We start from the raw sequence: 20,904 nt of genomic DNA, 5'->3' as shown, positions 1-20,904 counted from the left end.
CCTACCCTCATAGCCAAACTGTTTTTTCTATGTATGAAGTCCTTTTAGTAGCAGGAACCGGTTGATCTCCTTTAGGGTATCCGACAAAAATGGTGCCAATCACTTTTTTGTTATCCGGTGAGCCGATAAATTCGTGCAGGCGTTCATCCCTGACAAGACCCACTCCTCTAGTCCGCCAAACGAATCCAAGACCTAGTTCTTTTGCGGCAAGCCACATCGAATGGACAGCGCAACAAGACGCGAATACATTGTCTTCGGATGAATCTGGATCATCCGGCAAAATATCAGAAGTCACGACAATGATGAGCGGTGTCGTCTTAACAACTTCCAGTGAACTTTCAATCAATTTTGGTTTGGTAGGGAAGCGCTCATGTAGATACCTTTCTGCCAAACTTTCATACCGGTGCTTCGCTTCTCCCTTGATTACATAAAAACTCCAAGGTTCACGCAATCGGTCGTTAGGGGCATACGTAGCCGCTTCCAATAACTGCCTGATTTTTTGATCTTCCACTTCTTTTTCTTCGTAATTCCTTATCGCCCGGCGTTCCTTCAATTCTTGAATGATGGACATTCCAACTCATTCCCTTCCATAATGGACTCTGATTCAATCACTCTTTCAAACCATTGGATTTTTTCTCTTAATTGGACGACATCCCCTACTAGAAAGATTGACGGATTTTGAATTTCTTCTTTTACAGCCTTCGAAGAAATCGAACTCAAAGTACCGGTGATCGTCCTTTGTTTATCTGTCGTGCCCCATTCAATGACGGCCACTGGCGTTTTACCATCCCTGCCATGCTCCATCAATTTTTCACAGATGAACGGCATATTACCAATTCCCATATAAAAGGCAATGGTATCGATGCCTTGAGCCAACGCCTGCCAATTCAGGTTATCCTGCCCCTTGTAATCACGGCCATGGCCTGTCACAATGGCATAACTTGAGGCATGTTCACGGTGGGTTACCGGGATGCCCGCATAAGCCGGTGCTGCGATTCCTGCTGTGATTCCTGGGACGATATCATATTCAATCCCGTTAGCAGCCAGTATCTCCGCTTCCTCACCGCCCCGCCCGAAGACAAATGGATCTCCACCCTTCAGACGGGTGACGTTTTTCCCCTGTAAGGCTTTCTCCACTAAAAGTTCATGTATTTCATTTTGAATGAGATGATGTTTCCCTGGTGATTTCCCGCAATACACCAGTTCTGCATCTTCTTTTGCATAGTTTAATAGTTCTGGATTGACAAGCCTGTCATATGCAATGACATCCGCCTTTTGGATACATTCCAGTCCATATACCGTAATCAGTTTCGGATCTCCGGGACCCGCACCGACCAGATGAACTTTTCCCGGTTTCATGCTCGCGCCTCCTCTTAAGCTTCAAAAAATACCTTTTACTAGTTGATAGTTTCATGGGCAGATCTGTTTTTTTGTTTTAAGCAAGCATCGATCCAGTTCTTAGCCAGTGTTGGATTGGAAGCAAAATGAAAGTGGGTATACCCAGCAACAAGGTTGCCCAATACACACCCCTCTTGTTTCGAACCGAATCTGCCTTTGGCTTCATAAGCATGTGTAAGATCAGCATCCGCTTCAAATGTCGAGTAGTGGAATTCATGACCTTTTGCCTGCTCGATTTCATTGATTAAAAAATTGCCTGGAGTTCCTGTAATTTCACGATATCCTAGTGCTGCAAGCTTTTTCTGCATTTTAATCCTGCCCGGTATCATTCCTGCCATCTGATGCGTCTCTCCGGAAGTCGTTTCAATCGATTTGCTCAAAAACATGAAACCGCCACATTCCGCTAGAGTCGGCATCCCCTTTTCAATGGAGGTTCTGATGGATTTGATAGCATCCACGTTACCGGAAAGTTCAGCTGCAAATTCCTCAGGAAAACCGCCTCCAAGATATAAACCATCGGCATCCAATGGAACTTCTTCCCCTTTTAATGGAGAAAAATACTTGATGTTCGCCCCATATGCTTCAAGTAATTCAAGGTTTTCCTGATAATAAAAATTGAAGGCTGCATCTTTTGCGACGGCAATGCACACGTCACTTTCATTTTTGGGTTGAAAAATATTTGAGTTCCCACTGGAAACGGGATTTGTCTTTGACAATCGGTATAACTGATCGATATCGATCGTTTCCATGACCAATTGTTCAAGCTTATCGAAAAAAGGGTTAAGTTCACCGCGTTCAATCGCAGGAATCAAGCCCAAATGACGGCTTGGAATATCAATATCCATTTCCCGTTTCATATATCCCAGCACCGGTACATCGCATTCTTGCTCAATGGCTGATTTGACGATTTTGTAATGGCCTACACTTCCCACTTGATTGGCAATGACCCCAATGATGTTAGGACCGGTCGAAAAGTCCTGAAATCCTTTTACGATGGCAGCTGCACTCCGAGCCATGCTTGCACAGTTGACTACCAACAGGACAGGGCTTTGCGTGATGATGCTGATTTCAGCCGTCGATCCTGTATTGGCTAACGGACTTTTGCCATCGAAGAAGCCCATGACTCCTTCGATGATCGATATATCAGCTCCTGCATTAGCTTTGTTAAGAATTTCCCGGACAGTGTCATGTTCGAACATCCAACTGTCAAGATTGCGTGAAACCCGTCCTGTAACTGCGGTATGATAAGTAGGATCAATATAGTCAGGACCACATTTGAACCCTTGAACGGTATAGCCTTTCTTCTGGAGGGCTGCCATGATTCCGATGGTCAATGTCGTTTTTCCGACACCGCTTCCGGTACCCGCAATTACCAATCTTCTATCGTTCATATTTGTTTCTCCCCCCTTAAAAAGGAATGATCCCAACTGATATGGTTACGTTCCCCGATTTTTTCTTAACCAGCTCCAATTGTTCAGCTTTAGTATAAATCCTAACAGCCGGTTCACTCACACCATATGCACCCGTGTATTTAAATACTGTATCCGATGGCGCTTCGATTTTGGCTTGATTAAGCTCTTCGGGTTCATAATGCACGAATTCCCAGCCATATTTTTCAACTACTTCAATCAAGCCGAGTTCGTCTTTCTTCAAGGAAATTGTACAGATAGCCTTAACGCTTTTTAATGAAAATGATAAATCGGCTAGTGTTTCTGCAATCACCTGCTCAATTTCAGCAGCCTCCGTTCCCCTATTGCACCCGATACCGAGGGCGATGACCTTTGGACGATACACGATTCCATTTTCCAGGATCCTCTTTTCCGACTGCTTAAGCATGCGGTGAGTCACAACCAGAGCAGCTTGCGGCTTTGCTTGAAGCGCTTCTTCAATGGATGGGTATACGATAATTCGTTCAGGTAATGCCGTATCATAATGCCACCAGTTCCGTTCACCTGATTCCTGTACAACGGCAACATGCTCTTCATTTACTACGGAAGCACTTACTGGCGTCAATTTTTCTGCTGAATCCCAAATCCAGCCGAAGCGCTGGCCGAATAAGTCGACAGGAATCGTTTTTTGTACATCCGAAGCCGTTGTGATTATAGCTCTTGCATCAAGGGCTGCAGCAACTTCCTTTGTCAGTTCATTTGCCCCTCCCAGATGCCCTGACAGTACACTGATAACATTTTCCCCTTTATCATCAATGACTACGACACCTGGATCCGTTTTCTTATCCTTCAAAATGGGTGCAATCATCCTGACTACTGCCCCGAGAGAAATAATTAGTATGATTCCTTTATATTCCTTGAATAAAGCTGGCAATAGCATACGGACACTGCCCGAAAAAAGTTGGATCTTTTTGTGCTCTTCGTCCCCTTTTTCAAACTTTCTCATGTAATATAGGTCGGAATTAGAAAAAAGGGTATGTAATTTTCGCGCCAGCTCGACACCATGCTTTGTAATCGCTACGATCGCATAAGTGTGGGACCGTTTAATGGGAGCAAGTTCCGCTTCTTTCAATTCAATGATCATGGTTTAACACCTTTTCTGAAACCGTGGGTGAAACTCGCATCATATAGTTTGGAACGGTATTCATCTTTATCATGGATGTCAGGGTCCAAAGCCCATCCAGCCAAAATCATCGCGTGCTTGCGGATACCATTTTGACGCATATCATCATCTAAGTTCACTAACGTGGTACGGACAATTTTTTGGTCCGGCCATGTTGCCCGTTGAATGACTGCGACCGGTGTATCATCCTTCCAACCGGCTTCCTGGAGTTCTTTAACGATTTTTTTGGTCAAGGTCGCACTCAAGAAAAGGGCAATCGTACAATGATGACTAGCCAAATCACGTAATTTTTCAAATTCCGGAACTGGTGTACGTCCTTCAGCCCTCGTTAATATGAGTGTCTGGGTTAAATCAGGGATAGTCAGCTCTGCTCCTATTGCCGCTGCTGAGGCGAACACCGAACTAACGCCAGGAATCACCTCATAACCGATACCCTCTTTCTTCAATAGGACAATTTGTTCCATGATTGCACCGTACATGGCAGGATCCCCTGTATGGATTCTGGCAACCATCTTTCCTTCTTTAACACGCTCGACCATGATCCCAACAATTTCCTCCAAATGCATTCCAGCCGTTTTTAGCACCTCAGCATCGGGTTTTGCCTTAGCAATCAATTCTTCATTCACTAATGAATCCGTATATAAAATCACATCGGCCGTTTGGAGAATGTTCAATCCTTTTACAGTAATCAAATCCGGATCACCCGGGCCGGCCCCTACAATATATATCTTCATTTTCTCACCACCATCAATGTTAAGTATTCTAGTTCGAGTCCTTCCAATTCACTCACTTTCCAAATCACTTCTTCATCGGAAGTGACTTTGGTTACGACCGATGCCTTTTCAAGTAAGTCCAAATCTTTTAAAACGGAAATCATTAAATCGATGACCTTTGCCACTTTGATGAACACCACGGCATCATGATCCTCGATCGCCTTCTTCATCGCTTCATAATCATCCCTTGCAGGAACAATCGCTACATGATCATCACCATCAGCCAAAGCGATGCCCAGCCTTGACGCTGATCCATTAAAGGAAGAAATGCCCGGGACCGTCTTGATTTCGACTTCGGGATGCAACTCCTGCATCAATTTCATCATATGTATGAACGTACTATATAAAAGCGGATCGCCTTCCGTAACGAAAGCTACATCTTTACCTTCATTTAATTTTTGCCAAACTTTTTCAACCGTTCCGTTCCATTCCCGATCCAAGATCGTTTGATCTTTCGTCATCGGAAAAACAAGGCCAAGCATATCCTTCTCTTCAGGACGAATGTAAACTTCAACAATGCGATGGGCGTAGCTTTTACTCCCTTTTCTTTTTTTTGGATACGCAATGACCGGTGATTCCTGAATCACGCGAAATGCCTTTACCGTAATAAGTTCTGGATCGCCCGGGCCCACGCCAAGGCCATATAATGTACCAAGATTACTCATTCATGTCTTCCTTTCGTTGTGCAGTAATGATATAAACCGGATTAAGCGGTACAAATCTGTTCATTCCCAATATTGGCTTACTTCTGGAGATTTGCGCATGCATGATGGAAGTGTGAAAACCAGCTTCAGCAAATGCCTCATTAGCCCGGTAAAGATTCTCAATCGTCGCAGCATTTAGAACGATCCTGCCGTCAACTTTAAGCCGTTTGCAGCAAGTATTGATCAGCTCTCCCATTTCGCCGCCGGTCCCGCCAATGAAAATCGCATCAGGATCTGGAAAAGTTTCCAATCCCTGCGGGGCTTTACCATGAATCGCCGTTATATCGGTACGGAATTTACGTTGGTTTTGATAACAGTTTTCTAAATCAGGCTCATTTTTTTCAATTGCGAAGATTTGACCTTCGGATGCAAGCTTGGCCGCTTCAATTGCCATTGATCCCGTACACGTCCCAACATCCCAAACTATGCTGTTTTTCCTTAGATTCAACGCATGCAGACTCAATACTCGAATTTCCTTTTTGGTTATGAGGCCTTTGTCCGGCTTACGCTGCGAAAATTCTTCATCTTCTATCCCCAAGGACCAGCTTGGACCTTCTGATTTTCTTTTCAAAATGACGACATTCAAGGGAGAGAATTCCCGCTCCGTCATTTCATCTAGTTCATACCAGCCAGATTTTTCGGCTTCTCCTTGAAGGTTTTCAGCCACAAATGCCCGGTATTCAGTCATTCCGAACGAAAGGAGATATTTAGCCAGTTGATCAGGACTATTTTCACTGTCTGTAAGTAAGGCCACTTTCGCTTTCCCATCAATCCTTTGGGCCAGCCCTTTCATACTGCGGCCATGAATACTGACGAGGAAGGCATCTTGCCAGCTTTCCCCCATTTTTGCGAAAGCAAGCTGAATGGAACTGAAATATGGGTAAACCTCCATGTTGATTTTGCTGGAAAGATAGCCTCCCATTCCATAAAACAATGGGTCACCGGAAGCTAAGACAACGGTTGGACGAGTTTCATCCTGCAGTTGTTCCGCGACCTTTTTTAAGCCGCCCTTTATGGCAATCTTCTTGCCAGAATAGTTCGGAAAGAAGGATAAGATCCGTTCACCTCCGACCAGCACTTCACTTTCTTCTATCCATTGGGCATATTGAGGCAGTAAGCTTTCCTGACCGTTATCCCCTATCCCAATTAATTTAATCGATTGACTCAATTCCAACAGCCCTTCCCAGTAATTGTCCTTTCAACGAATAAATCGCCGTTTCCATTTCAATGCCGCCCTTCACTTGGTTTATCGCAGAGTGACAGCAAGATTCACATAGTTTATTAAAAAAATCAAAATTATTAATGGCTGACATCATGTCCCCGACTTGTGATGCTGTGTTTGCATTCTTGATTTCAAGAACAAGGTCATCATCGGCTCCAACGCTTTGGGCTATTTCCGATAGAAAACCGAAGTCGACCGGGGCACTTTTTGAATGCACCATCATCACACCTTGGGCCACTTTGGAGAATTTACCCATCATACCGACCAGTGAGACCTTTTTAATTCCCTGCCTCTTACATTGCTTAAGTGAGAAGCCTACAAAATCACCCATTTCAATAAAGGCTTCCTCAGGTAAATCTGGAAGTAGGCCCATTGCATACTTTTCACTGCGCCCGCCAGTCGTTAAGACAAGGTGCTCACACCCACTCGCTTTGGCGACACTGATAGCCTGGACGATACTTGCCATATAGGCGGAACTGGAAAAAGGGACGACAGTGCCCCTTGTTCCCAAAATGGAAATCCCTCCCACAATCCCCAAGCGGCCATTTAATGTCTTTTTCGCTATTTCTTCACCTGCGGGTACGGAGATGACGACTTTCACTCCTCTATTGATCTTAAATTCTTCCAATGTTTGCTGCACAGTGGTTAAAATCATTTTGCGCGGTACAGGATTAATAGCCGCTTCCCCTACAGGAACGGGAAGCCCGGGTTTGGTCACACGACCAACTCCGGTCCCTCCATCCAGGATAATCCCAGGTGTATCGGACCAGCTGACAGTAGAGATAATATGGGCCAGATGTGTGGCATCGGGATCATCTCCAGCATCTTTAACCGTTTCTGCACTAACCGCATTTTCCGATATTTCATATTTCTCAATAGTGAAAGTGGCATCTCGGCCAATTGGCAAGGAAATCGTTGCCTCCTCTAGTGCATCCCCCGTGATCAATGCAGTCAATGCCGCTTTGGTCACGGCTGTCGAACATGCTCCCGTCGTATATCCATGACGCATTTGTGAGGGGTCTTTTTTCACTTTCTTTTCCATGTTTTTTAACTATCAGCTAAAAGGGAAATCGCGTTCAATGCGGCAACAGTGACAGTACTTCCACCTTTTCGTCCAATATTCGTAATGAATGGAACTTCTGTGATCTTAGCGAGTTCCTCTTTCGATTCTGCTGCAGAAACAAACCCAACAGGCATTCCAATAATTAAGTCCGGTTTTGCAATCCCTTCTTTAATAAGGCGAATGAGCTCAAGTAAAGCGGTAGGTGCATTGCCAATGGCATAAATGCCCCCTTCATTTTCCTTTACGGCTTTTTGCATCGAAATGATTGCCCTTGTCGTATTCAAACGTTTTGCTTCGACCATCACATCCGGATCTGAAATATAGCAATGAACGTCCCCGCCGTGTTTTTGAAATCTTTTTTTGCCTGTACCGCTCTCGATCATTTGCACATCAGCAATGACATGCCTTCCTTTGCGAATGGCTTCCACACCAGCTTGAATGGCATTTGGATGGATGATGACACTTCTTCCCAATTCAAAATCCGCTGAAGCATGAATGACCCTGCGGACGATCTTCCATTCATCTTCAGAAAAATCATGATTGCCCATTTCTTCAGCAATGATTGAAAAGCTATAATCATATATTTTGTCAGGGTCTACCGTTAGTGGTTTAAAATCTGTTTTAAAATCCATCTTGCATTCCTCCTATTTTTCAATTAGCTGTTTATTCAACTCGGCAATGACATGATTAAAACTGGAATGAACATTTTGATAATCAACATCCGGTCGTGATATCATGATCGTCTCTATTCCACATTCCAACGCGGCTTCCAATTTCTCATCAACCGCACCGACCTTGCCACTTTCTTTCGTTATCATCAATGTGACCCCATACTGTTCATATAGAGCTTTATTTAATTCTTTGGAAAATGGCCCTTGAATCGCAACGATATTTTTTTGTTCAATGCCCAACTGCGCACATTTTTCCATATTGTCCATTCGTGGCAGCATTCTCGCTATGACTCTGGTATTCTCGAGCCCCACCAATTCTTTTGCAAACACGGCTAGGGTTTTACTTCCGGTCGTGAGCATGATGACTCCCCGTTTTTCTGCGGCAAGCTTGGCAGCTTCCTCATAATCACGGACAACTATCAATTTATCATTCTGAAACCGTTGACTTTCACGCTCATAACGAATATAAGGAACATTTGCTGCCTTTGCTCCAATAAGGGCGTTTTTGGATGCTTCTTCGGCAAATGGGTGACTTGCATCGACTACAGCCTGAAAACCTTTTGCAGAGATTAAAGATGTCATATCATCTGCAGATAATCGGCCAATCCGGGTGGATATCCCTGCATCCTGCAAACTCTTGGCCGCCGATTCGGTTACAACAGTTGCCAAAACCTTGAACCCAACCTGCTGCATCTCAATCGCTAATTCCCTTGCATCACTTGTACCCGCCAAGAACAAAATCATTTTGATGTCCCCACCGCTTGCCCATCATGATCGTGGTGATGATCATGGTCGTGATGGTGATCATGGTCGTGATGGTGATCATGGTCGTGGTCGTGATCATGGTCGTGGTCGTGATGGTGATGATGGTGAGCATGTCCATGTTCCTCGACATGTTTACGATAGTTTTCCAAATCACGCGCCCCGCTTGATTTGCCTTCACTGGCTTCAATTACTCGTTCTTGCAGAATGTTCTGTAAGGTTGGATGATATCCAAAATACTTTGCCAATATGAATTCTCGATCATGATATTGCTCTTGATAGCCTTTCAGCATATCCTCCATTCTTTCCATCAACACCCCAGTGAAGAGGAAATATGGCAGCATCACTATTTTTTTTGCCCCTAAGCGGATGCATCGTTCAATACCTTCATCAACGTGAGGGTCCGTTACACCCATGAAGGCTGTTTCGACCCATTTAACGTTTAATTTTTCCCATAATAATCGTGAAATTTTAAATATATCACTATTTGCATCAGCATCACTGCCGCCTCGGCCAATTAGCAATATCGCTGTCTCTGAATGTTCAGAGGTCGTATCGAATCCCGCTTCCTCAAGACGGTCTGTCAGGATCGTCAATACATCATGGTGGACCCCGATCGTTTGGCCATATGTGAATTTCACTTCTGGATACTTGGTTTTCCCATCCTCTATTTCAGCTGGGATATGTAATTTCGAATGTCCTGCATGCAACAAAATGATCGGTATGACGATAACTTCAGTAGCCCCTCGTTTTACACAATTATCAATTCCTTTGGATATATTCGGTGCCGCAAATTCCAAGAAGCACGTTTCCACTAGGAAACGCCCGTCCATTGCCGGAATCATATTTTCAATAAAATGACGGACTTCTTCATTTCCCGAAGCCAACCGGCTTCCGTGTCCTACGAACAAAACTGCTTTCATTTACTTTCCCCCTCTTGATTAGTCTTCACAAGGCGCAGGCTCTATGTTTATTTTGGGAGCGATGTCCTGATAAGAAAAATTCTGTATCTTTTTCGAACGTTTGAAGTATTTAAAAAGCCGCTCATTTGGATGGGCATTTTGCTTATACTCGCCGACAATGTCCGTGATCAGTTCTACAAGCTGTTCCGGTTCAATGCCTTCCGCTACCGGCTGACCCGGATGGGCTGTTCTTCCAACCGGTTTAGCTCCAAGAAATAAGTCGAACTTCCCTTTTCGGAAGACAATCCCGATATCATCCATCACAGCACTATAACAAGCCATCCCACACCCATTAAAGCCGATGTTCAGTTCCTTGGGCATGCTCATTCCGCCAAGCACCCGGTGTATTTCGTCCGCATAAGGAATGGATTCCGCTTTTTCACCATCACAGAAATCACAGGCTTTTAATGTCAGTACATCTCCAATCGGCGACAAAAGAAAGTTTGCTGATTGCAATTTCCCCGTAATGACTTCCGGATCCGTTGTCGGAATCTTTAAGACGATTTTATGATTTGGCGTGTATTCCATCGTTCCCTTTTCCCCGACAACTTCCGCAAGTGTCATCATTTGTTTGGGAGTGAATTGTTTATTCGCCACACCTGGACTAACGGCAAGTTCGAACACCGACTCCATTTTTTGCTGAACAACCGGCTTAATGGATTGCTGAACGGCTTGACCCTTGACTCTTGACAGGGCCTCCATTGCCATTTCGAAGGAAGCTTGCTTCTTTTCAGGTGCTTTTGTAAGTAAGCCAACTCCTCCAGCGGACTCGGGTAAGGCTTCTTGATCTAATGCCCACGGTTCCGCTTCTTTTTGCAGTCGCTGATGCGGCTTCAAAGTTTGCTTTTCCGAATTCAACGTATATTTTCTTTGATAGCCTCTTGGTGTGATGATTTTGTCGTCATATAAAAAGGTGGATGAATTACCGATAATGACGGTGGTCAACATTCCAATATCGTGATTCAACATATCCTTCAAATTGGTAATGACAATATCCTGCCTATCGCGATAAGCACTTTTCACCAACCCGACAGGTGTATCCGGCGAGCGGTAGCGAAGGAGAATTTTCTGTGTTTCAACAATTTGCCGGGTCCGCCTGCCGCTGCGCGGATTATACAGTGCAATGACAAAGTCTGCCATTGCAGCTGCTTCAACCCTTTTAGCGATCAGTTCCCAAGGAGTTAAATGATCACTGAGGCTGATCGTACACGAATCGTGCATGACAGGCGCCCCAAGTAAAGACGCACATGAGTTGATTGCTGAGATGCCAGGAATGACTTCAATGCCCACTCCAGTTTCTTCTTTCCAGCCTTTTTCAATCAATACTTCATAGACCAACCCTGCCATCCCGTAAACTCCGGCATCCCCACTGGAAATCACCGCCACTTTCTTTCCCAGCTCCGCTTGTTTCACCGCTTCCTGTGCACGTGATACCTCTTCGGTCATCCCCGTACTAATGATCGTTTGATCTGTTAGCAGTCCCTGAATGAGTTCAACATAAGTTTTATAACCAATGATGTAGTCACTTTCTTGAAGGGCTTCGACGGCACGTTTGGTAATGTGTTCAAAATTCCCGGGCCCAAAGCCCACGACGAATAATTTACCGTTTGTACTCATTAAGACATCTCCTTTTACGCTTTGTTCTTTGAAATACCCGTATGAGCAGGAAAATCTGGATTAGGGGTCATTTCCCCGTCTTTGTATTGATAGATCATCTGTGGAACAAACTCACCATCATCGATATTACTGACGATCTGCCGACCGAAATCAGGCGTTTCCACTCGATACCAGTTTCCTTGGGGATAGGCAATAACTACGCAGGCATCCTTACATCTCCCGTTACAGCGTGTCCTCGTTGTATGGATTTTCAGATCCAGTCCTTTTGAAGCAATTTCATCGCGAATCGCTTGGGTTACTTCTTCCCCGCCCTTTTTCATGCAGCTGCTCCCATTACAAATCAACAGATGCGTATTTGTACCCGTCAAGTTCCAAGTAGTCATCTTCTTCCTCCTGAGTTCAGGGAAAAGGCAAAATAAAAAACCTTAACATAAGAGTCAAGGTTTAAAAAAACTATATGAATGAGGAGCCAAAGGCAAGCTTGCCAAATCCTCCCAAAATCGTCATAGTCCTTCTACCTTTCCCTCCGAAAAGTATCATGCAATTTTAAAAGCAGGTTTCCTGGCTTACGCTTCATTTTACTTTGTCCCTTCCCGGCATCATGCCAGTGGCTATCGACAATTTCATCAGCGTTTACAGTAGCGGGGGCTGCATCGGATTTTCACCGATTTCCCTATTATCCCTTGATTATTCATACAAGGGCACTTTTAAAATGAAATATTTGGTTTTATTATACATTTCCAACTAACTTAATCTATCATATAACAACTTTGTCAAAATTCAATAGTTTATTCCGACTGTTTAGAAAAGTTTAAACGTGTAAAACCAGTTACAATCCTTTCCTCGCAACAAACTTCGACCCAAAAAAAAAGATAGTGTAGCTGGAATTATTTCTTTATGGTACACTATACGAGAATTTTCTAAATAATTACATAAGTTTCATGGTGTTGAATTTCTCGGAATTCAGCTTAAAAGGGAAGCCGGTGAAAATCCGGAGCGGTCCCGCCACTGTAAAGGGAAGTTCCATTACTTTAACTTTAATCCACTGTCAAATGAGATGGGAAGGATGTAATGGGATGATGAACCAAAGCCAGGAGACCTGCCATGAAGCGTGAAACTGTTTCAGCCTACGAGGATGGGCGTGCGGATCAGGCAGAATGGCCCAAGGTTGGTTCATGTTGCAAAATTCCTGTTCATTACGCACTTCTTTCCTTTGAGAGAAGTGCTTTTTAGTTTGGGCGCCGCTTTTCTTCTCAAGATTGATCAGAACAATTAAAAGTGTTGAAAGGAGAAAGAATGAAAAGAACCAATTGGAAAATTATTTATTTTGTCATTTTACTGCTTTTTGTCCCGAAACGGGCATTGGCCATGCATATCATGGAGGGCTTTTTACCCATAGAATGGGCTATATTCTGGTGGGCCGTGTCGCTTCCATTTTTAATCCTGGGGTACCGGTCCATTAGGTCCAAAGTAAGGGAAAACCCAGAAACAAAAATGATACTAGGCCTATCGGGCGCATTTGTATTTATATTATCGGCCCTAAAGATTCCTTCCGTTACGGGAAGTTCTTCGCACCCTACCGGAGTTGGTTTAGGTTCCATACTATTCGGACCATTGGCCATGAGTGTAGTCGGCTCCATCGTTCTGTTATTTCAAGCTGTTTTACTGGCACACGGAGGTTTGACGACATTAGGGGCCAATGCATTCTCCATGGCCGTTTGCGGACCGTTCATTGCTTACTTTGTCTTCAAGGGCGCAACTAAATTGGGGTGGTCTTTTTCACTTGCCGTATTCTTGGCAGCTGCTTTTGGGGATTTGGGCACCTATGTGGTAACTTCTGTTCAACTTGCTCTTGCTTTCCCTTCCGAGGTAGGAGGATTCATGGCCTCTTTCAGTAAATTTGCAGGGATTTTTGCCCTGACCCAAATTCCCTTGGCCATCAGTGAGGGGTTATTGACAGTCGTCGTAATGAATTTCTTGAAAAAATACAATCTAGGCGAATTGAAATTGCTGCGAGTTTTATCTAAGGAGGCCCGTTAAAATGAAAAAAAGTTTACTGCTGCTTTTCCTGGTTGTCATTCTTGCAACCATACCGTTAATCACCCAACAAGGAACGGAATTTGGCGGTGCCGACGGCGAAGCTGAGGAAGCCATCACTAAGATCCAGCCGGAATACAAGCCATGGTTCAACAGTATTTGGGAGCCGCCAGGTGCAGAAACCGAAAGCTTATTATTTGCGCTGCAAGCTGCAATCGGAGCTGGTTTCATTGGGTATTTCATAGGTGTAACGAGACAAAGGAATAAGCAAACCAAACAAGAAATTCCCGAAAAATCGAAGCATGTTACTCATTGATAAATATGCCTATTTCAATGGGCTAAAGGATGTACATCCGTTGGAAAAGATGGTTTTTGCACTCTCTCTTTTGCTGTTTTCGTTAACGGTAAGGGATATGGCCGTTTCGCTCATCACTTTTACGGTGATGAGCGCTTTAATCATTTTTGCGGCAAAAATCCCTCTTTCTTATTATCTTAAATTACTTCTATTACCAGGATTTTTTATACTATCAGGAACCATTACCATCCTTTTTTCTTTCACTGGTAAATTCACTTCGATTTCGAATATATGGTGGTCCTGGAAGATCGGGAATTGGCAAATATTCATCAGCGATGACAGCTTTGGTACGGTGGCCAATTTGATCACTGTCGTATTCTGCAGCATCAGCTGTTTATATTTCCTTACCTTAACTACACCCATTACCGTCATCCTATCCGTGCTGCGAAAATTTAAAGTGCCTTCGTTATTGGTCGATTTAATAGAATTGACCTATCGATTCATCTTTATTTTTTTAGATACGGCTTTGGCCATTCACCAATCACAAGCTTCACGGCTGGGGTATGGTTCGTTTAGGAAAGGCATTCGATCTCTCGGATTACTAATTTCATCATTATTTTTAGGAGTATTGCAGCGCTCTGGACAGTTGACGATGGCCATGAACGCAAGAGGCTATCAGGAGAACCTTTCCTATATCGAGGATACTTACACCTATTCCTCACGCAATTGGCTGATCGCGATTGTCATACTAGGAAGCTTAATCCTTATTAATGGATATTTGTAAATTGGAGGCAACCCAACAATGGACGAGCATATTTTTCATATAGAAGGCCTCACCCATCAATTCGCAGATGGGACCTTCGCTTTAAAAGGACTTTCGCTAACGATCCAACAAGGTAAAAAAATTGCATTATTAGGCAATAATGGTGCTGGCAAATCGACTTTATTCCTCCATTTAAATGGTCTATTACAACCTACTGCAGGAAGGATCAGATTTAAGGGCAAGAAAATGAAATATGACCGGAAAGCATTATTATCATTACGAAAGCAAGTCGGTATCGTTTTTCAAGATCCCGACTCTCAGCTCTTTTCCGCTAATGTACAACAGGATATATCGTTTGGACCAATGAATTTAGGATGGGATAGAATTGCAGTCCAGGAGAAAGTAAATTGGGCAATGGCTGAAACGGAAGTAACCGAACTAAAAGATAGACCTACCCATTTTTTGAGCCTTGGGCAAAAAAAACGGGTCGCCATCGCAGGGGTACTTGCCATGGAACCCGATGTCTGGCTCCTGGACGAGCCTACCGCTGGATTGGATCCTTATTTCTCAAGACAGATCATGAATCTGCTGGACAGTATTCACCACCCTGACAAAACGATAATCCTCTCAACTCATGATGTTAATTTGGCTTACCAATGGGCTGATGAAGTCGTGGTCATGAACGATGGTAAGGTCATATACCAAGGGGACCCTGTTTCCGTTTTCCATGATGAAGACGTTTTGCTGCAGGCACATCTGGAGAAACCGTGGGTTTTTGAAATGTTTCAAGCCCTTCTTCAATCAAGGAATCTTGCAGAAAGGTACCTTTTCCCAAGAACGAAGGAAGAATTGCTTCAAAATTTGGAGACAGAAAAGATTTATTAATTAATTATCCCCTAGCTTCTGCTTTCCTGAAGCTAGGGGATCTAACCGATATATTTTAGAAATAGCGGGCGATAATCCTCCCTAAAAAACAAAAATCCCAGTATTACTTTTCTTCCTTTTCTTTTGTAATCTCAATATCTCTTCCATTTACATCATCAATGACTGCCTTTATCTCGCCTTCCGCATAAGTATCCGAGACTTGTTCGTGGGTTCGAGCCAGTCCAGTAGATAAAGGATCTTCCCGTTTATAATCGCTGACATCATATAATCTCCCGGCAACTTCTGAAGATTCATTTTTTGATTGCTTGCTATCCATTTTTTTCACTCCTAGTTTTTAAATCATCATTGCAGTATTAAAGACAAAGGTATTTTGTGTAAAAAACGAAGCAATATTCAATAATGATGAAAAAAGGAGGGAAAAGACAAAAAAGCTTACAAGTAAAAACCCCTTTCACGGACTTACTTGTAAGCTTAATGAGAATTTAGGCTTCCTTCTTCACATCCACATTATCGGATGGGTCACCCCAACATTCCACATTCTTCAAACCTTTAATATTGTTCACATGGAAAACTGGATTTTTCCCACTTTTCTTTTGCTTTTGATAATCCGCCAGTGCAGCAAAAGCAATTTTCCCTAGTAATGCTATGGCGATTAGGTTGATAATGGCCATAAGGGCCATAAGCATATCAGCCAGTCCCCAAACAAAGTCCAGTGAGGCAAGTGAACCGAATATCACCATTCCTACGACTGCGACGCGATAGATGTTTAACCAAACCTTATTTTCATTGATGAAGCCAATGTTCGACTCTCCATAATAATAGTTGCCCACAATTGAGCTAAAGGCGAATAACAGGACGATAATGGCAAGGAAAATACCTGCCCAAGATCCCAATGCCGTTCCGAGGGCATTTTGGGTAAGGACGATTCCATCCGTTTCCTTCGATGTATAAAGACCGGAAAACAAAATGATGAAGGCTGTCGAGCTGCAAATGATGAGAGTATCGACAAAAACACCTAGTGACTGAATGAGACCTTGCTTGACGGGATGACTGACATCAGCCGTCGCACCAGCATTTGGTGCACTACCCATCCCGGCTTCATTTGAAAATAGGCCGCGCTTGATTCCCTGCATCATGGCAGCTCCCAGTACTCCGCCAGCCACTTCTTTTATTCCATCGAATGCACTTTCAAAGATCAATGCAAAAACACCAGGTAACTCAGTAATGTTCATGATGATGATAATCAACGCCACTATCACATAGGCTCCTGCCATGATCGGAACGATGACTTCAGATACCTTTGCAACCATCTTGATCCCGCCAAAAATGATGACAGCCGTGACCATAGCCAAGATGATTGCTGTAACCCACTTTTCAATCCCAAACGATTCGTTGAATGCGCTCGTAATCGTATTGGCTTGTACCGAGTTGAAGGCCAGTCCAAATGTAAGCGAAATCAACACAGCGAAAGTGATGCCCATCCAACGGGCATTCAATGCCTTTTCCATATAATACGCTGGACCGCCGCGGAATGCATCCCCATCCTTGACTTTATAGATTTGAGCAAGTGTACTTTCAATGAATGCGGAAGCTGACCCGATCAGCGCTATTAACCACATCCAGAAAACGGCTCCAGGTCCGCCCGTCGTGATTGCGATGGCAACACCCGCAAGGTTACCCGTTCCTACCCGCGATGCCGTACTTATGCAAAATGCCTGAAAGGATGTAACACCTTTTTTATCCGCAGCAGCCCCTTCTCCCAAAAGCCTGAACATTTCCCCTACCATTCTGAATTGGACAAATTTCGTGCGGACGGTAAAATAAAGGCCCAATCCAACCAACATGATGATCAATATGGAAGACCATAACACATCATTTGTCCCACTAATAAATTTTTCTAACATCTCCATTAAACCAAACCCCTCTACTTAACTTTAATATTATTATAAAAACATATACAACTATAATTTATTTCCCGGTTCATTGGGGAGATAAACAAATGAAACCCATAAAAAAAGGAAATTCCGCATGAATCTCCAATACAATAATATATTATATCCTAACACTCCATTTTTTTCATTCATGAATTGGTGGAATCAATAGAAAAATATAATATTTCAGTATTATTTCCTTTAGATAATAATCATACTTCCTCACTTCATTTAACATTCACTGCAACGTTTATTATACTCATATTCCAAACAAATCTTGGATATAGTACATAAAAGCCTCACACGTCCTGATTCCAGGTTAACGTGCGAGGCTTATTTGCATTCCTCTGCTCTATCTTATATTTGCTATAAGTCTCAATTTTGCTAGATGGTTAGAATACCTTGTGAAAACATCTTTCTTAATTCTTTTTTATCTATTTTTCCAATCGGCGTTAATGGGAACTTATCAAGAAAATAGGCAATTTTAGGAACCATATACTTAGAGGTCCTTTGTTTGCAGAAATCAATTAATTCCTCACTAGTACAGCTCAATCCTTCATGCAATGCTATCACGACACACACTACTTCTCCCCAATCTGGATGGGGAACGCCTATGCATGCGCTTAATGCAACAGAAGGGTGCTGGTTCACCACTCGCTCCACTTCTGAAGAATATACGTTCATCCCGCCTGTAATGATCATATCTTTCTTCCTATCTACAATATAAAGGTAACCGCTTTCATCCCGTTTACCAATATCCCCAGTATAGAACCAGCCATCACGGAGGTATTCACGGGTAAGATCCGGTCTTTGATAATAGCCCACCATCATGGCTGGTGACTTTACGATGATTTCTCCAAACTCGGTTGGTTTTACATCATTTCCATTCTCATCAATCAATCGAACTTCGGTAAGAATGCACGGTTTTCCACAGCTTTTCAAAACTTCCGGATTATTATGATAAGCCCATACATGAGCGCTCTTCGATAGTCTAGAAATGACAATATTACATTCTGTCATGCCGTATTGCTGGCGCATGATAGGCCCGAATACTTCAAAAGCTTCTTTTAGGCGCTTCTGTGAAATAGGTGACGCACCGTAGAAGATATTGCGCATGGAGCTCATATCATATTCCATCTTCTTGGTCTGATCAAGAAGCCTGTATAACATGGTCGGTACCATGAATGTCGTCGTAATTTTGTGTTCCTTTATCGCCTGTATGAATGCTGCAGCGTCGAATGAGCCCATTACATAGATATGGACGCCCGAAACAAGGGATCTCCAAAGTAATGAACCAGCTGAATGGACAATGGGCGTACTTAGCAATACCCGGTCACGGTCGTCCAGCGGGTCTTCGATAGCTGCAGAAAGTATCGCGGCGCCGAGTCCCTTTTGGGAATGCATGACGCCTTTGGGTGTGCCCGTCGTCCCGCCTGTATAGGACAGAAGGGTAATGTCATCTTCTTCAGCTATTGGCAAGTCTAAATTATTTATTTCACCAGGCCATTTAAACAGTTCAAACTCCTCAGGATAATTACTATTAAAGCCTGGGAGCCCAATGACATGGACATCTCCCTTCTTCATTTCTCCTAAATACTCAATGAAGCTGTCAAAGTGTGTCTGTGTAGCAATTATGACCACTTCTGGTTTTGCTTCCTTTAAAATGAATTGTATTTCTCGTTTCCCCAGTTTTTCACTTAATGGTACTAAGGTAGCCCCGCATTGCTGGACGGCCAAACCAAACATCACACTTTCCAAACTGTTTGGAATGATGGTCGCTATGCGGACGCCCCTTCCTGCACCTAAACGCAGTAAATAAGAAGTGATAAGTTCTGTTTTCGTCCATAACTCGTCGTAGGTTATCGTTTCTCCGTTTGGCAACAAGGTAATAGCTGGCAGGTCGCCGAACCGTTTCATTCCTTTATTCATCAGTGACTGAAATGTTAACTTATGCAGCATGTATTTTTTCCTCCCCCGAAAAGGTTTTCACCCTTTTAATAGTGCTTTGGCAATTGTATTTTTTTGAATCTCTGAGGTTCCGCTCAGAATCCGATACATCCGTGCACTCCTGTACATTTTTTCTACTGGATGCCCTTTTGCCAAGCCTTTGGAGCCAAAGATTTGGATGGCCTTGTCAGCCACACGGCTATTTACCTCTGAAGCAAACAGCTTGGCCATGGACGTACCGGCCCGATCTTCTTTTCCTTGATCAATTTTATCAACCACATCATAGACCATGCACTTTGCTGCATAGATTTCCGTCGCCATTTCTGCTAGCATATGCTGAATTGCCTGGAAGTCACCGATGGGCCGGCCATGCTGGACTCTCGTTTTAGCATGTTCAATAGATAAATCGAGTAGGTGTTGAGCCATTCCGATGAAGCCGGCAGCATGGGATGCGCGATTTGTGTTTATTCTTTTTAATCCGAGCAGCAACCCTTTTCCTGGTTCACCGATTATATTGGCGGCAGGTACCCGACATTGATTGAAATTCAATTCAGCATGTATGCGCTCTCCTGATAGAGGAACTTGGATGTCTCCTAGTTCAAACCCCGGCTGTTGGGGTGTTTTTTTATCAACTAGGAAAGCAGTGATCCTTTCTTTTTCTCCTTTCCGGATTTCTTTCGCTATGACAATGGCGAAATCAGCATAGGGTGCAGCACTGATAAAATGTTTTTTTCCGTTTAATATATAATCATTGCCGTCTTTAACGGCTGTTGTTTCGATAGCGAAGGCATCCGAACCGGCATTTGGTTCTGTAAGGGCAAAGCAGCAACTCACTTCTCCCGTCACAACGGGCATCACATATTTTTCTATTTGCTCCGGTGTAAAACTTTCCAACATCTGACCAATTCTTAGCGGCCCGCCAATCTCCCCTATAACCTGCCCCCATAAAACCGCTCCGGAACGTGCCAATTCTTCCTTGAACATGCATAATCCTTTTAAGCTTACATCTTGTCCACCATATTTTTCAGGGAGGTTAATTCCGTAAAAGCCCAATTCCCTGGATCGTTTCCTTGCCCATTTTATGGCTTCCATCGGAATATCCTCTTCAGCATTCAAGCCATGCTCCTGTTCATATGGAAGCAGTTCATTTTGGATGAAATCCTGCAACTTTGTTTGAAGTACCTCTAATTTCTCTTCCTGGGTCGTAACCATAAGTTTCCCCTTTCGCTTTTTATTTTCGTCTTACTTTTTAAATATTTAAAATGTTATAAAATTAATTTTAAATGTAAATAATATTTAAGTA

Annotated in this window: 21 protein-coding genes and 2 riboswitches; of the genes, 4 read left to right on the top strand and 17 right to left on the bottom strand. The window is 43.4% G+C overall.

Annotated elements, in window-relative coordinates; genetic code table 11:
- Window positions 1-7: 7 nt before the first annotated feature.
- Genes ACZ9AO_RS01670 through ACZ9AO_RS01610 form a run of 13 tightly spaced genes read right to left on the bottom strand, consistent with a single transcriptional unit; the run spans window position 8 to window position 12,126 of the window.
- Window positions 8-571, bottom strand: coding sequence for a nitroreductase family protein (locus tag ACZ9AO_RS01670; protein ID WP_057275916.1), 564 nt, complete (start codon window positions 569-571; stop codon window positions 8-10).
- Window positions 550-1,359: a uroporphyrinogen-III C-methyltransferase gene (cobA, locus tag ACZ9AO_RS01665; RefSeq protein WP_063593325.1), complete on the bottom strand. Its 810-nt coding sequence runs from the start codon at window positions 1,357-1,359 to the stop codon at window positions 550-552. Before cobA ends, ACZ9AO_RS01670 begins: the two co-directional genes overlap by 22 nt.
- Before the next feature lie 38 nt (window positions 1,360-1,397).
- Window positions 1,398-2,789: a cobyrinate a,c-diamide synthase gene (locus tag ACZ9AO_RS01660; RefSeq protein WP_476108301.1), complete on the bottom strand. Its 1,392-nt coding sequence runs from the start codon at window positions 2,787-2,789 to the stop codon at window positions 1,398-1,400.
- A gap of 16 nt (window positions 2,790-2,805) precedes the next feature.
- Complete coding sequence (locus ACZ9AO_RS01655) at window positions 2,806-3,930, bottom strand: cobalt-precorrin 5A hydrolase (RefSeq protein ID WP_476108300.1); 1,125 nt, start codon at window positions 3,928-3,930, stop codon at window positions 2,806-2,808.
- Complete coding sequence (cobM, locus tag ACZ9AO_RS01650; RefSeq protein WP_251539237.1) at window positions 3,927-4,703, bottom strand: precorrin-4 C(11)-methyltransferase; 777 nt, start codon at window positions 4,701-4,703, stop codon at window positions 3,927-3,929. The genes ACZ9AO_RS01655 and cobM overlap by 4 nt, the downstream gene beginning before the upstream one ends.
- Window positions 4,700-5,407, bottom strand: a complete 708-nt coding sequence (cobI, locus tag ACZ9AO_RS01645) for a precorrin-2 C(20)-methyltransferase (protein ID WP_251539235.1) — start codon at window positions 5,405-5,407, stop codon at window positions 4,700-4,702. Before cobI ends, cobM begins: the two co-directional genes overlap by 4 nt.
- Window positions 5,400-6,614 (bottom strand): precorrin-6y C5,15-methyltransferase (decarboxylating) subunit CbiE, encoded by a 1,215-nt coding sequence (gene cbiE / locus ACZ9AO_RS01640; protein ID WP_476108473.1) that lies wholly within the window; start codon window positions 6,612-6,614, stop codon window positions 5,400-5,402. Before cbiE ends, cobI begins: the two co-directional genes overlap by 8 nt.
- The gene (locus ACZ9AO_RS01635; RefSeq protein WP_476108299.1) at window positions 6,598-7,710 is read right to left on the bottom strand and encodes a cobalt-precorrin-5B (C(1))-methyltransferase; all 1,113 of its coding nucleotides are present in this window, start codon (window positions 7,708-7,710) and stop codon (window positions 6,598-6,600) included. The genes cbiE and ACZ9AO_RS01635 overlap by 17 nt, the downstream gene beginning before the upstream one ends.
- 5 nt (window positions 7,711-7,715) lie before the next feature.
- A complete protein-coding gene (locus tag ACZ9AO_RS01630; RefSeq protein WP_034312499.1) occupies window positions 7,716-8,363 on the bottom strand; it encodes a precorrin-8X methylmutase in 648 nt (215 codons plus the stop codon).
- A gap of 12 nt (window positions 8,364-8,375) precedes the next feature.
- Window positions 8,376-9,146: a precorrin-6A reductase gene (gene cobK / locus ACZ9AO_RS01625; protein WP_251539233.1), complete on the bottom strand. Its 771-nt coding sequence runs from the start codon at window positions 9,144-9,146 to the stop codon at window positions 8,376-8,378.
- Window positions 9,143-10,087, bottom strand: a complete 945-nt coding sequence (locus tag ACZ9AO_RS01620) for a sirohydrochlorin chelatase (RefSeq protein WP_476108298.1) — start codon at window positions 10,085-10,087, stop codon at window positions 9,143-9,145. Before ACZ9AO_RS01620 ends, cobK begins: the two co-directional genes overlap by 4 nt.
- An 18-nt stretch (window positions 10,088-10,105) precedes the next feature.
- A complete protein-coding gene (gene cobJ, locus ACZ9AO_RS01615) occupies window positions 10,106-11,743 on the bottom strand; it encodes a precorrin-3B C(17)-methyltransferase (RefSeq protein WP_048678454.1) in 1,638 nt (545 codons plus the stop codon).
- Window positions 11,744-11,757: 14 nt separating this feature from the next.
- On the bottom strand, window positions 11,758-12,126 hold the full coding sequence (locus ACZ9AO_RS01610; RefSeq protein ID WP_048678453.1) for a (2Fe-2S) ferredoxin domain-containing protein: 369 nt from the start codon (window positions 12,124-12,126) through the stop codon (window positions 11,758-11,760).
- A gap of 151 nt (window positions 12,127-12,277) precedes the next feature.
- Window positions 12,278-12,467: riboswitch (cobalamin riboswitch) on the bottom strand.
- A gap of 201 nt (window positions 12,468-12,668) precedes the next feature.
- Window positions 12,669-12,864, top strand: a riboswitch (cobalamin riboswitch).
- Window positions 12,865-13,039: 175 nt separating this feature from the next.
- Between ACZ9AO_RS01610 and ACZ9AO_RS01605 the strand changes: the two genes are divergently transcribed.
- From ACZ9AO_RS01605 to ACZ9AO_RS01590, 4 genes are read left to right on the top strand one after another with little or no spacing between them, the layout of a single operon-like run.
- Window positions 13,040-13,783, top strand: a complete 744-nt coding sequence (locus ACZ9AO_RS01605; RefSeq protein WP_048679235.1) for an energy-coupling factor ABC transporter permease — start codon at window positions 13,040-13,042, stop codon at window positions 13,781-13,783.
- A gap of 1 nt (window position 13,784) precedes the next feature.
- Window positions 13,785-14,096: an energy-coupling factor ABC transporter substrate-binding protein gene (locus ACZ9AO_RS01600; protein ID WP_076371496.1), complete on the top strand. Its 312-nt coding sequence runs from the start codon at window positions 13,785-13,787 to the stop codon at window positions 14,094-14,096.
- The gene (gene cbiQ / locus ACZ9AO_RS01595) at window positions 14,083-14,859 is read left to right on the top strand and encodes a cobalt ECF transporter T component CbiQ (RefSeq protein ID WP_476108297.1); all 777 of its coding nucleotides are present in this window, start codon (window positions 14,083-14,085) and stop codon (window positions 14,857-14,859) included. Before ACZ9AO_RS01600 ends, cbiQ begins: the two co-directional genes overlap by 14 nt.
- Window positions 14,860-14,877: 18 nt before the next feature.
- Window positions 14,878-15,723, top strand: coding sequence for an energy-coupling factor ABC transporter ATP-binding protein (locus tag ACZ9AO_RS01590; RefSeq protein ID WP_336862465.1), 846 nt, complete (start codon window positions 14,878-14,880; stop codon window positions 15,721-15,723).
- 103 nt (window positions 15,724-15,826) lie between these two features.
- Here ACZ9AO_RS01590 and ACZ9AO_RS01585 read toward each other — a convergent pair whose 3' ends face one another.
- The 4 genes from ACZ9AO_RS01585 to ACZ9AO_RS01570 form a co-directional block, all read right to left on the bottom strand.
- Entirely contained in the window at window positions 15,827-16,039 is a 213-nt protein-coding gene (locus ACZ9AO_RS01585; protein ID WP_476108296.1) for a YozQ family protein, read from the bottom strand.
- A 166-nt stretch (window positions 16,040-16,205) separates the two neighbouring features.
- The gene (locus ACZ9AO_RS01580; RefSeq protein ID WP_251539230.1) at window positions 16,206-17,633 is read right to left on the bottom strand and encodes an alanine/glycine:cation symporter family protein; all 1,428 of its coding nucleotides are present in this window, start codon (window positions 17,631-17,633) and stop codon (window positions 16,206-16,208) included.
- Between the two features lie 405 nt (window positions 17,634-18,038).
- Entirely contained in the window at window positions 18,039-19,613 is a 1,575-nt protein-coding gene (locus tag ACZ9AO_RS01575) for a class I adenylate-forming enzyme family protein (RefSeq protein ID WP_476108295.1), read from the bottom strand.
- A 27-nt stretch (window positions 19,614-19,640) separates the two neighbouring features.
- On the bottom strand, window positions 19,641-20,813 hold the full coding sequence (locus ACZ9AO_RS01570) for an acyl-CoA dehydrogenase family protein (protein WP_053534787.1): 1,173 nt from the start codon (window positions 20,811-20,813) through the stop codon (window positions 19,641-19,643).
- Window positions 20,814-20,904 lie beyond the last annotated feature (91 nt).

This window comes from Peribacillus sp. TE19612 (assembly GCF_056279465.1).
The sequence above is the reverse complement of the archived record's forward strand: the minus strand, read 5'-3'. Positions and strand labels throughout refer to the sequence as shown.

What these genes read in the sequence shown, in the direction of transcription:
- ACZ9AO_RS01670 (WP_057275916.1), bottom strand. Translation starts at nt 571, where the DNA reads ATGTCCATCATTCAAGAATTGAAGGAACGCCGGGCGATAAGGAATTAC.
- cobA (WP_063593325.1), bottom strand. Translation starts at nt 1,359, where the DNA reads ATGAAACCGGGAAAAGTTCATCTGGTCGGTGCGGGTCCCGGAGATCCG.
- ACZ9AO_RS01660 (WP_476108301.1), bottom strand. Translation starts at nt 2,789, where the DNA reads ATGAACGATAGAAGATTGGTAATTGCGGGTACCGGAAGCGGTGTCGGA.
- ACZ9AO_RS01655 (WP_476108300.1), bottom strand. Translation starts at nt 3,930, where the DNA reads ATGATCATTGAATTGAAAGAAGCGGAACTTGCTCCCATTAAACGGTCC.
- cobM (WP_251539237.1), bottom strand. Translation starts at nt 4,703, where the DNA reads ATGAAGATATATATTGTAGGGGCCGGCCCGGGTGATCCGGATTTGATT.
- cobI (WP_251539235.1), bottom strand. Translation starts at nt 5,407, where the DNA reads ATGAGTAATCTTGGTACATTATATGGCCTTGGCGTGGGCCCGGGCGAT.
- ACZ9AO_RS01635 (WP_476108299.1), bottom strand. Translation starts at nt 7,710, where the DNA reads ATGGAAAAGAAAGTGAAAAAAGACCCCTCACAAATGCGTCATGGATAT.
- ACZ9AO_RS01630 (WP_034312499.1), bottom strand. Translation starts at nt 8,363, where the DNA reads ATGGATTTTAAAACAGATTTTAAACCACTAACGGTAGACCCTGACAAA.
- cobK (WP_251539233.1), bottom strand. Translation starts at nt 9,146, where the DNA reads ATGATTTTGTTCTTGGCGGGTACAAGTGATGCAAGGGAATTAGCGATT.
- ACZ9AO_RS01620 (WP_476108298.1), bottom strand. Translation starts at nt 10,087, where the DNA reads ATGAAAGCAGTTTTGTTCGTAGGACACGGAAGCCGGTTGGCTTCGGGA.
- cobJ (WP_048678454.1), bottom strand. Translation starts at nt 11,743, where the DNA reads ATGAGTACAAACGGTAAATTATTCGTCGTGGGCTTTGGGCCCGGGAAT.
- ACZ9AO_RS01610 (WP_048678453.1), bottom strand. Translation starts at nt 12,126, where the DNA reads ATGACTACTTGGAACTTGACGGGTACAAATACGCATCTGTTGATTTGT.
- ACZ9AO_RS01605 (WP_048679235.1), top strand. Translation starts at nt 13,040, where the DNA reads ATGAAAAGAACCAATTGGAAAATTATTTATTTTGTCATTTTACTGCTT.
- ACZ9AO_RS01600 (WP_076371496.1), top strand. Translation starts at nt 13,785, where the DNA reads ATGAAAAAAAGTTTACTGCTGCTTTTCCTGGTTGTCATTCTTGCAACC.
- cbiQ (WP_476108297.1), top strand. Translation starts at nt 14,083, where the DNA reads ATGTTACTCATTGATAAATATGCCTATTTCAATGGGCTAAAGGATGTA.
- ACZ9AO_RS01590 (WP_336862465.1), top strand. Translation starts at nt 14,878, where the DNA reads ATGGACGAGCATATTTTTCATATAGAAGGCCTCACCCATCAATTCGCA.
- ACZ9AO_RS01585 (WP_476108296.1), bottom strand. Translation starts at nt 16,039, where the DNA reads ATGGATAGCAAGCAATCAAAAAATGAATCTTCAGAAGTTGCCGGGAGA.
- ACZ9AO_RS01580 (WP_251539230.1), bottom strand. Translation starts at nt 17,633, where the DNA reads ATGGAGATGTTAGAAAAATTTATTAGTGGGACAAATGATGTGTTATGG.
- ACZ9AO_RS01575 (WP_476108295.1), bottom strand. Translation starts at nt 19,613, where the DNA reads ATGCTGCATAAGTTAACATTTCAGTCACTGATGAATAAAGGAATGAAA.
- ACZ9AO_RS01570 (WP_053534787.1), bottom strand. Translation starts at nt 20,813, where the DNA reads ATGGTTACGACCCAGGAAGAGAAATTAGAGGTACTTCAAACAAAGTTG.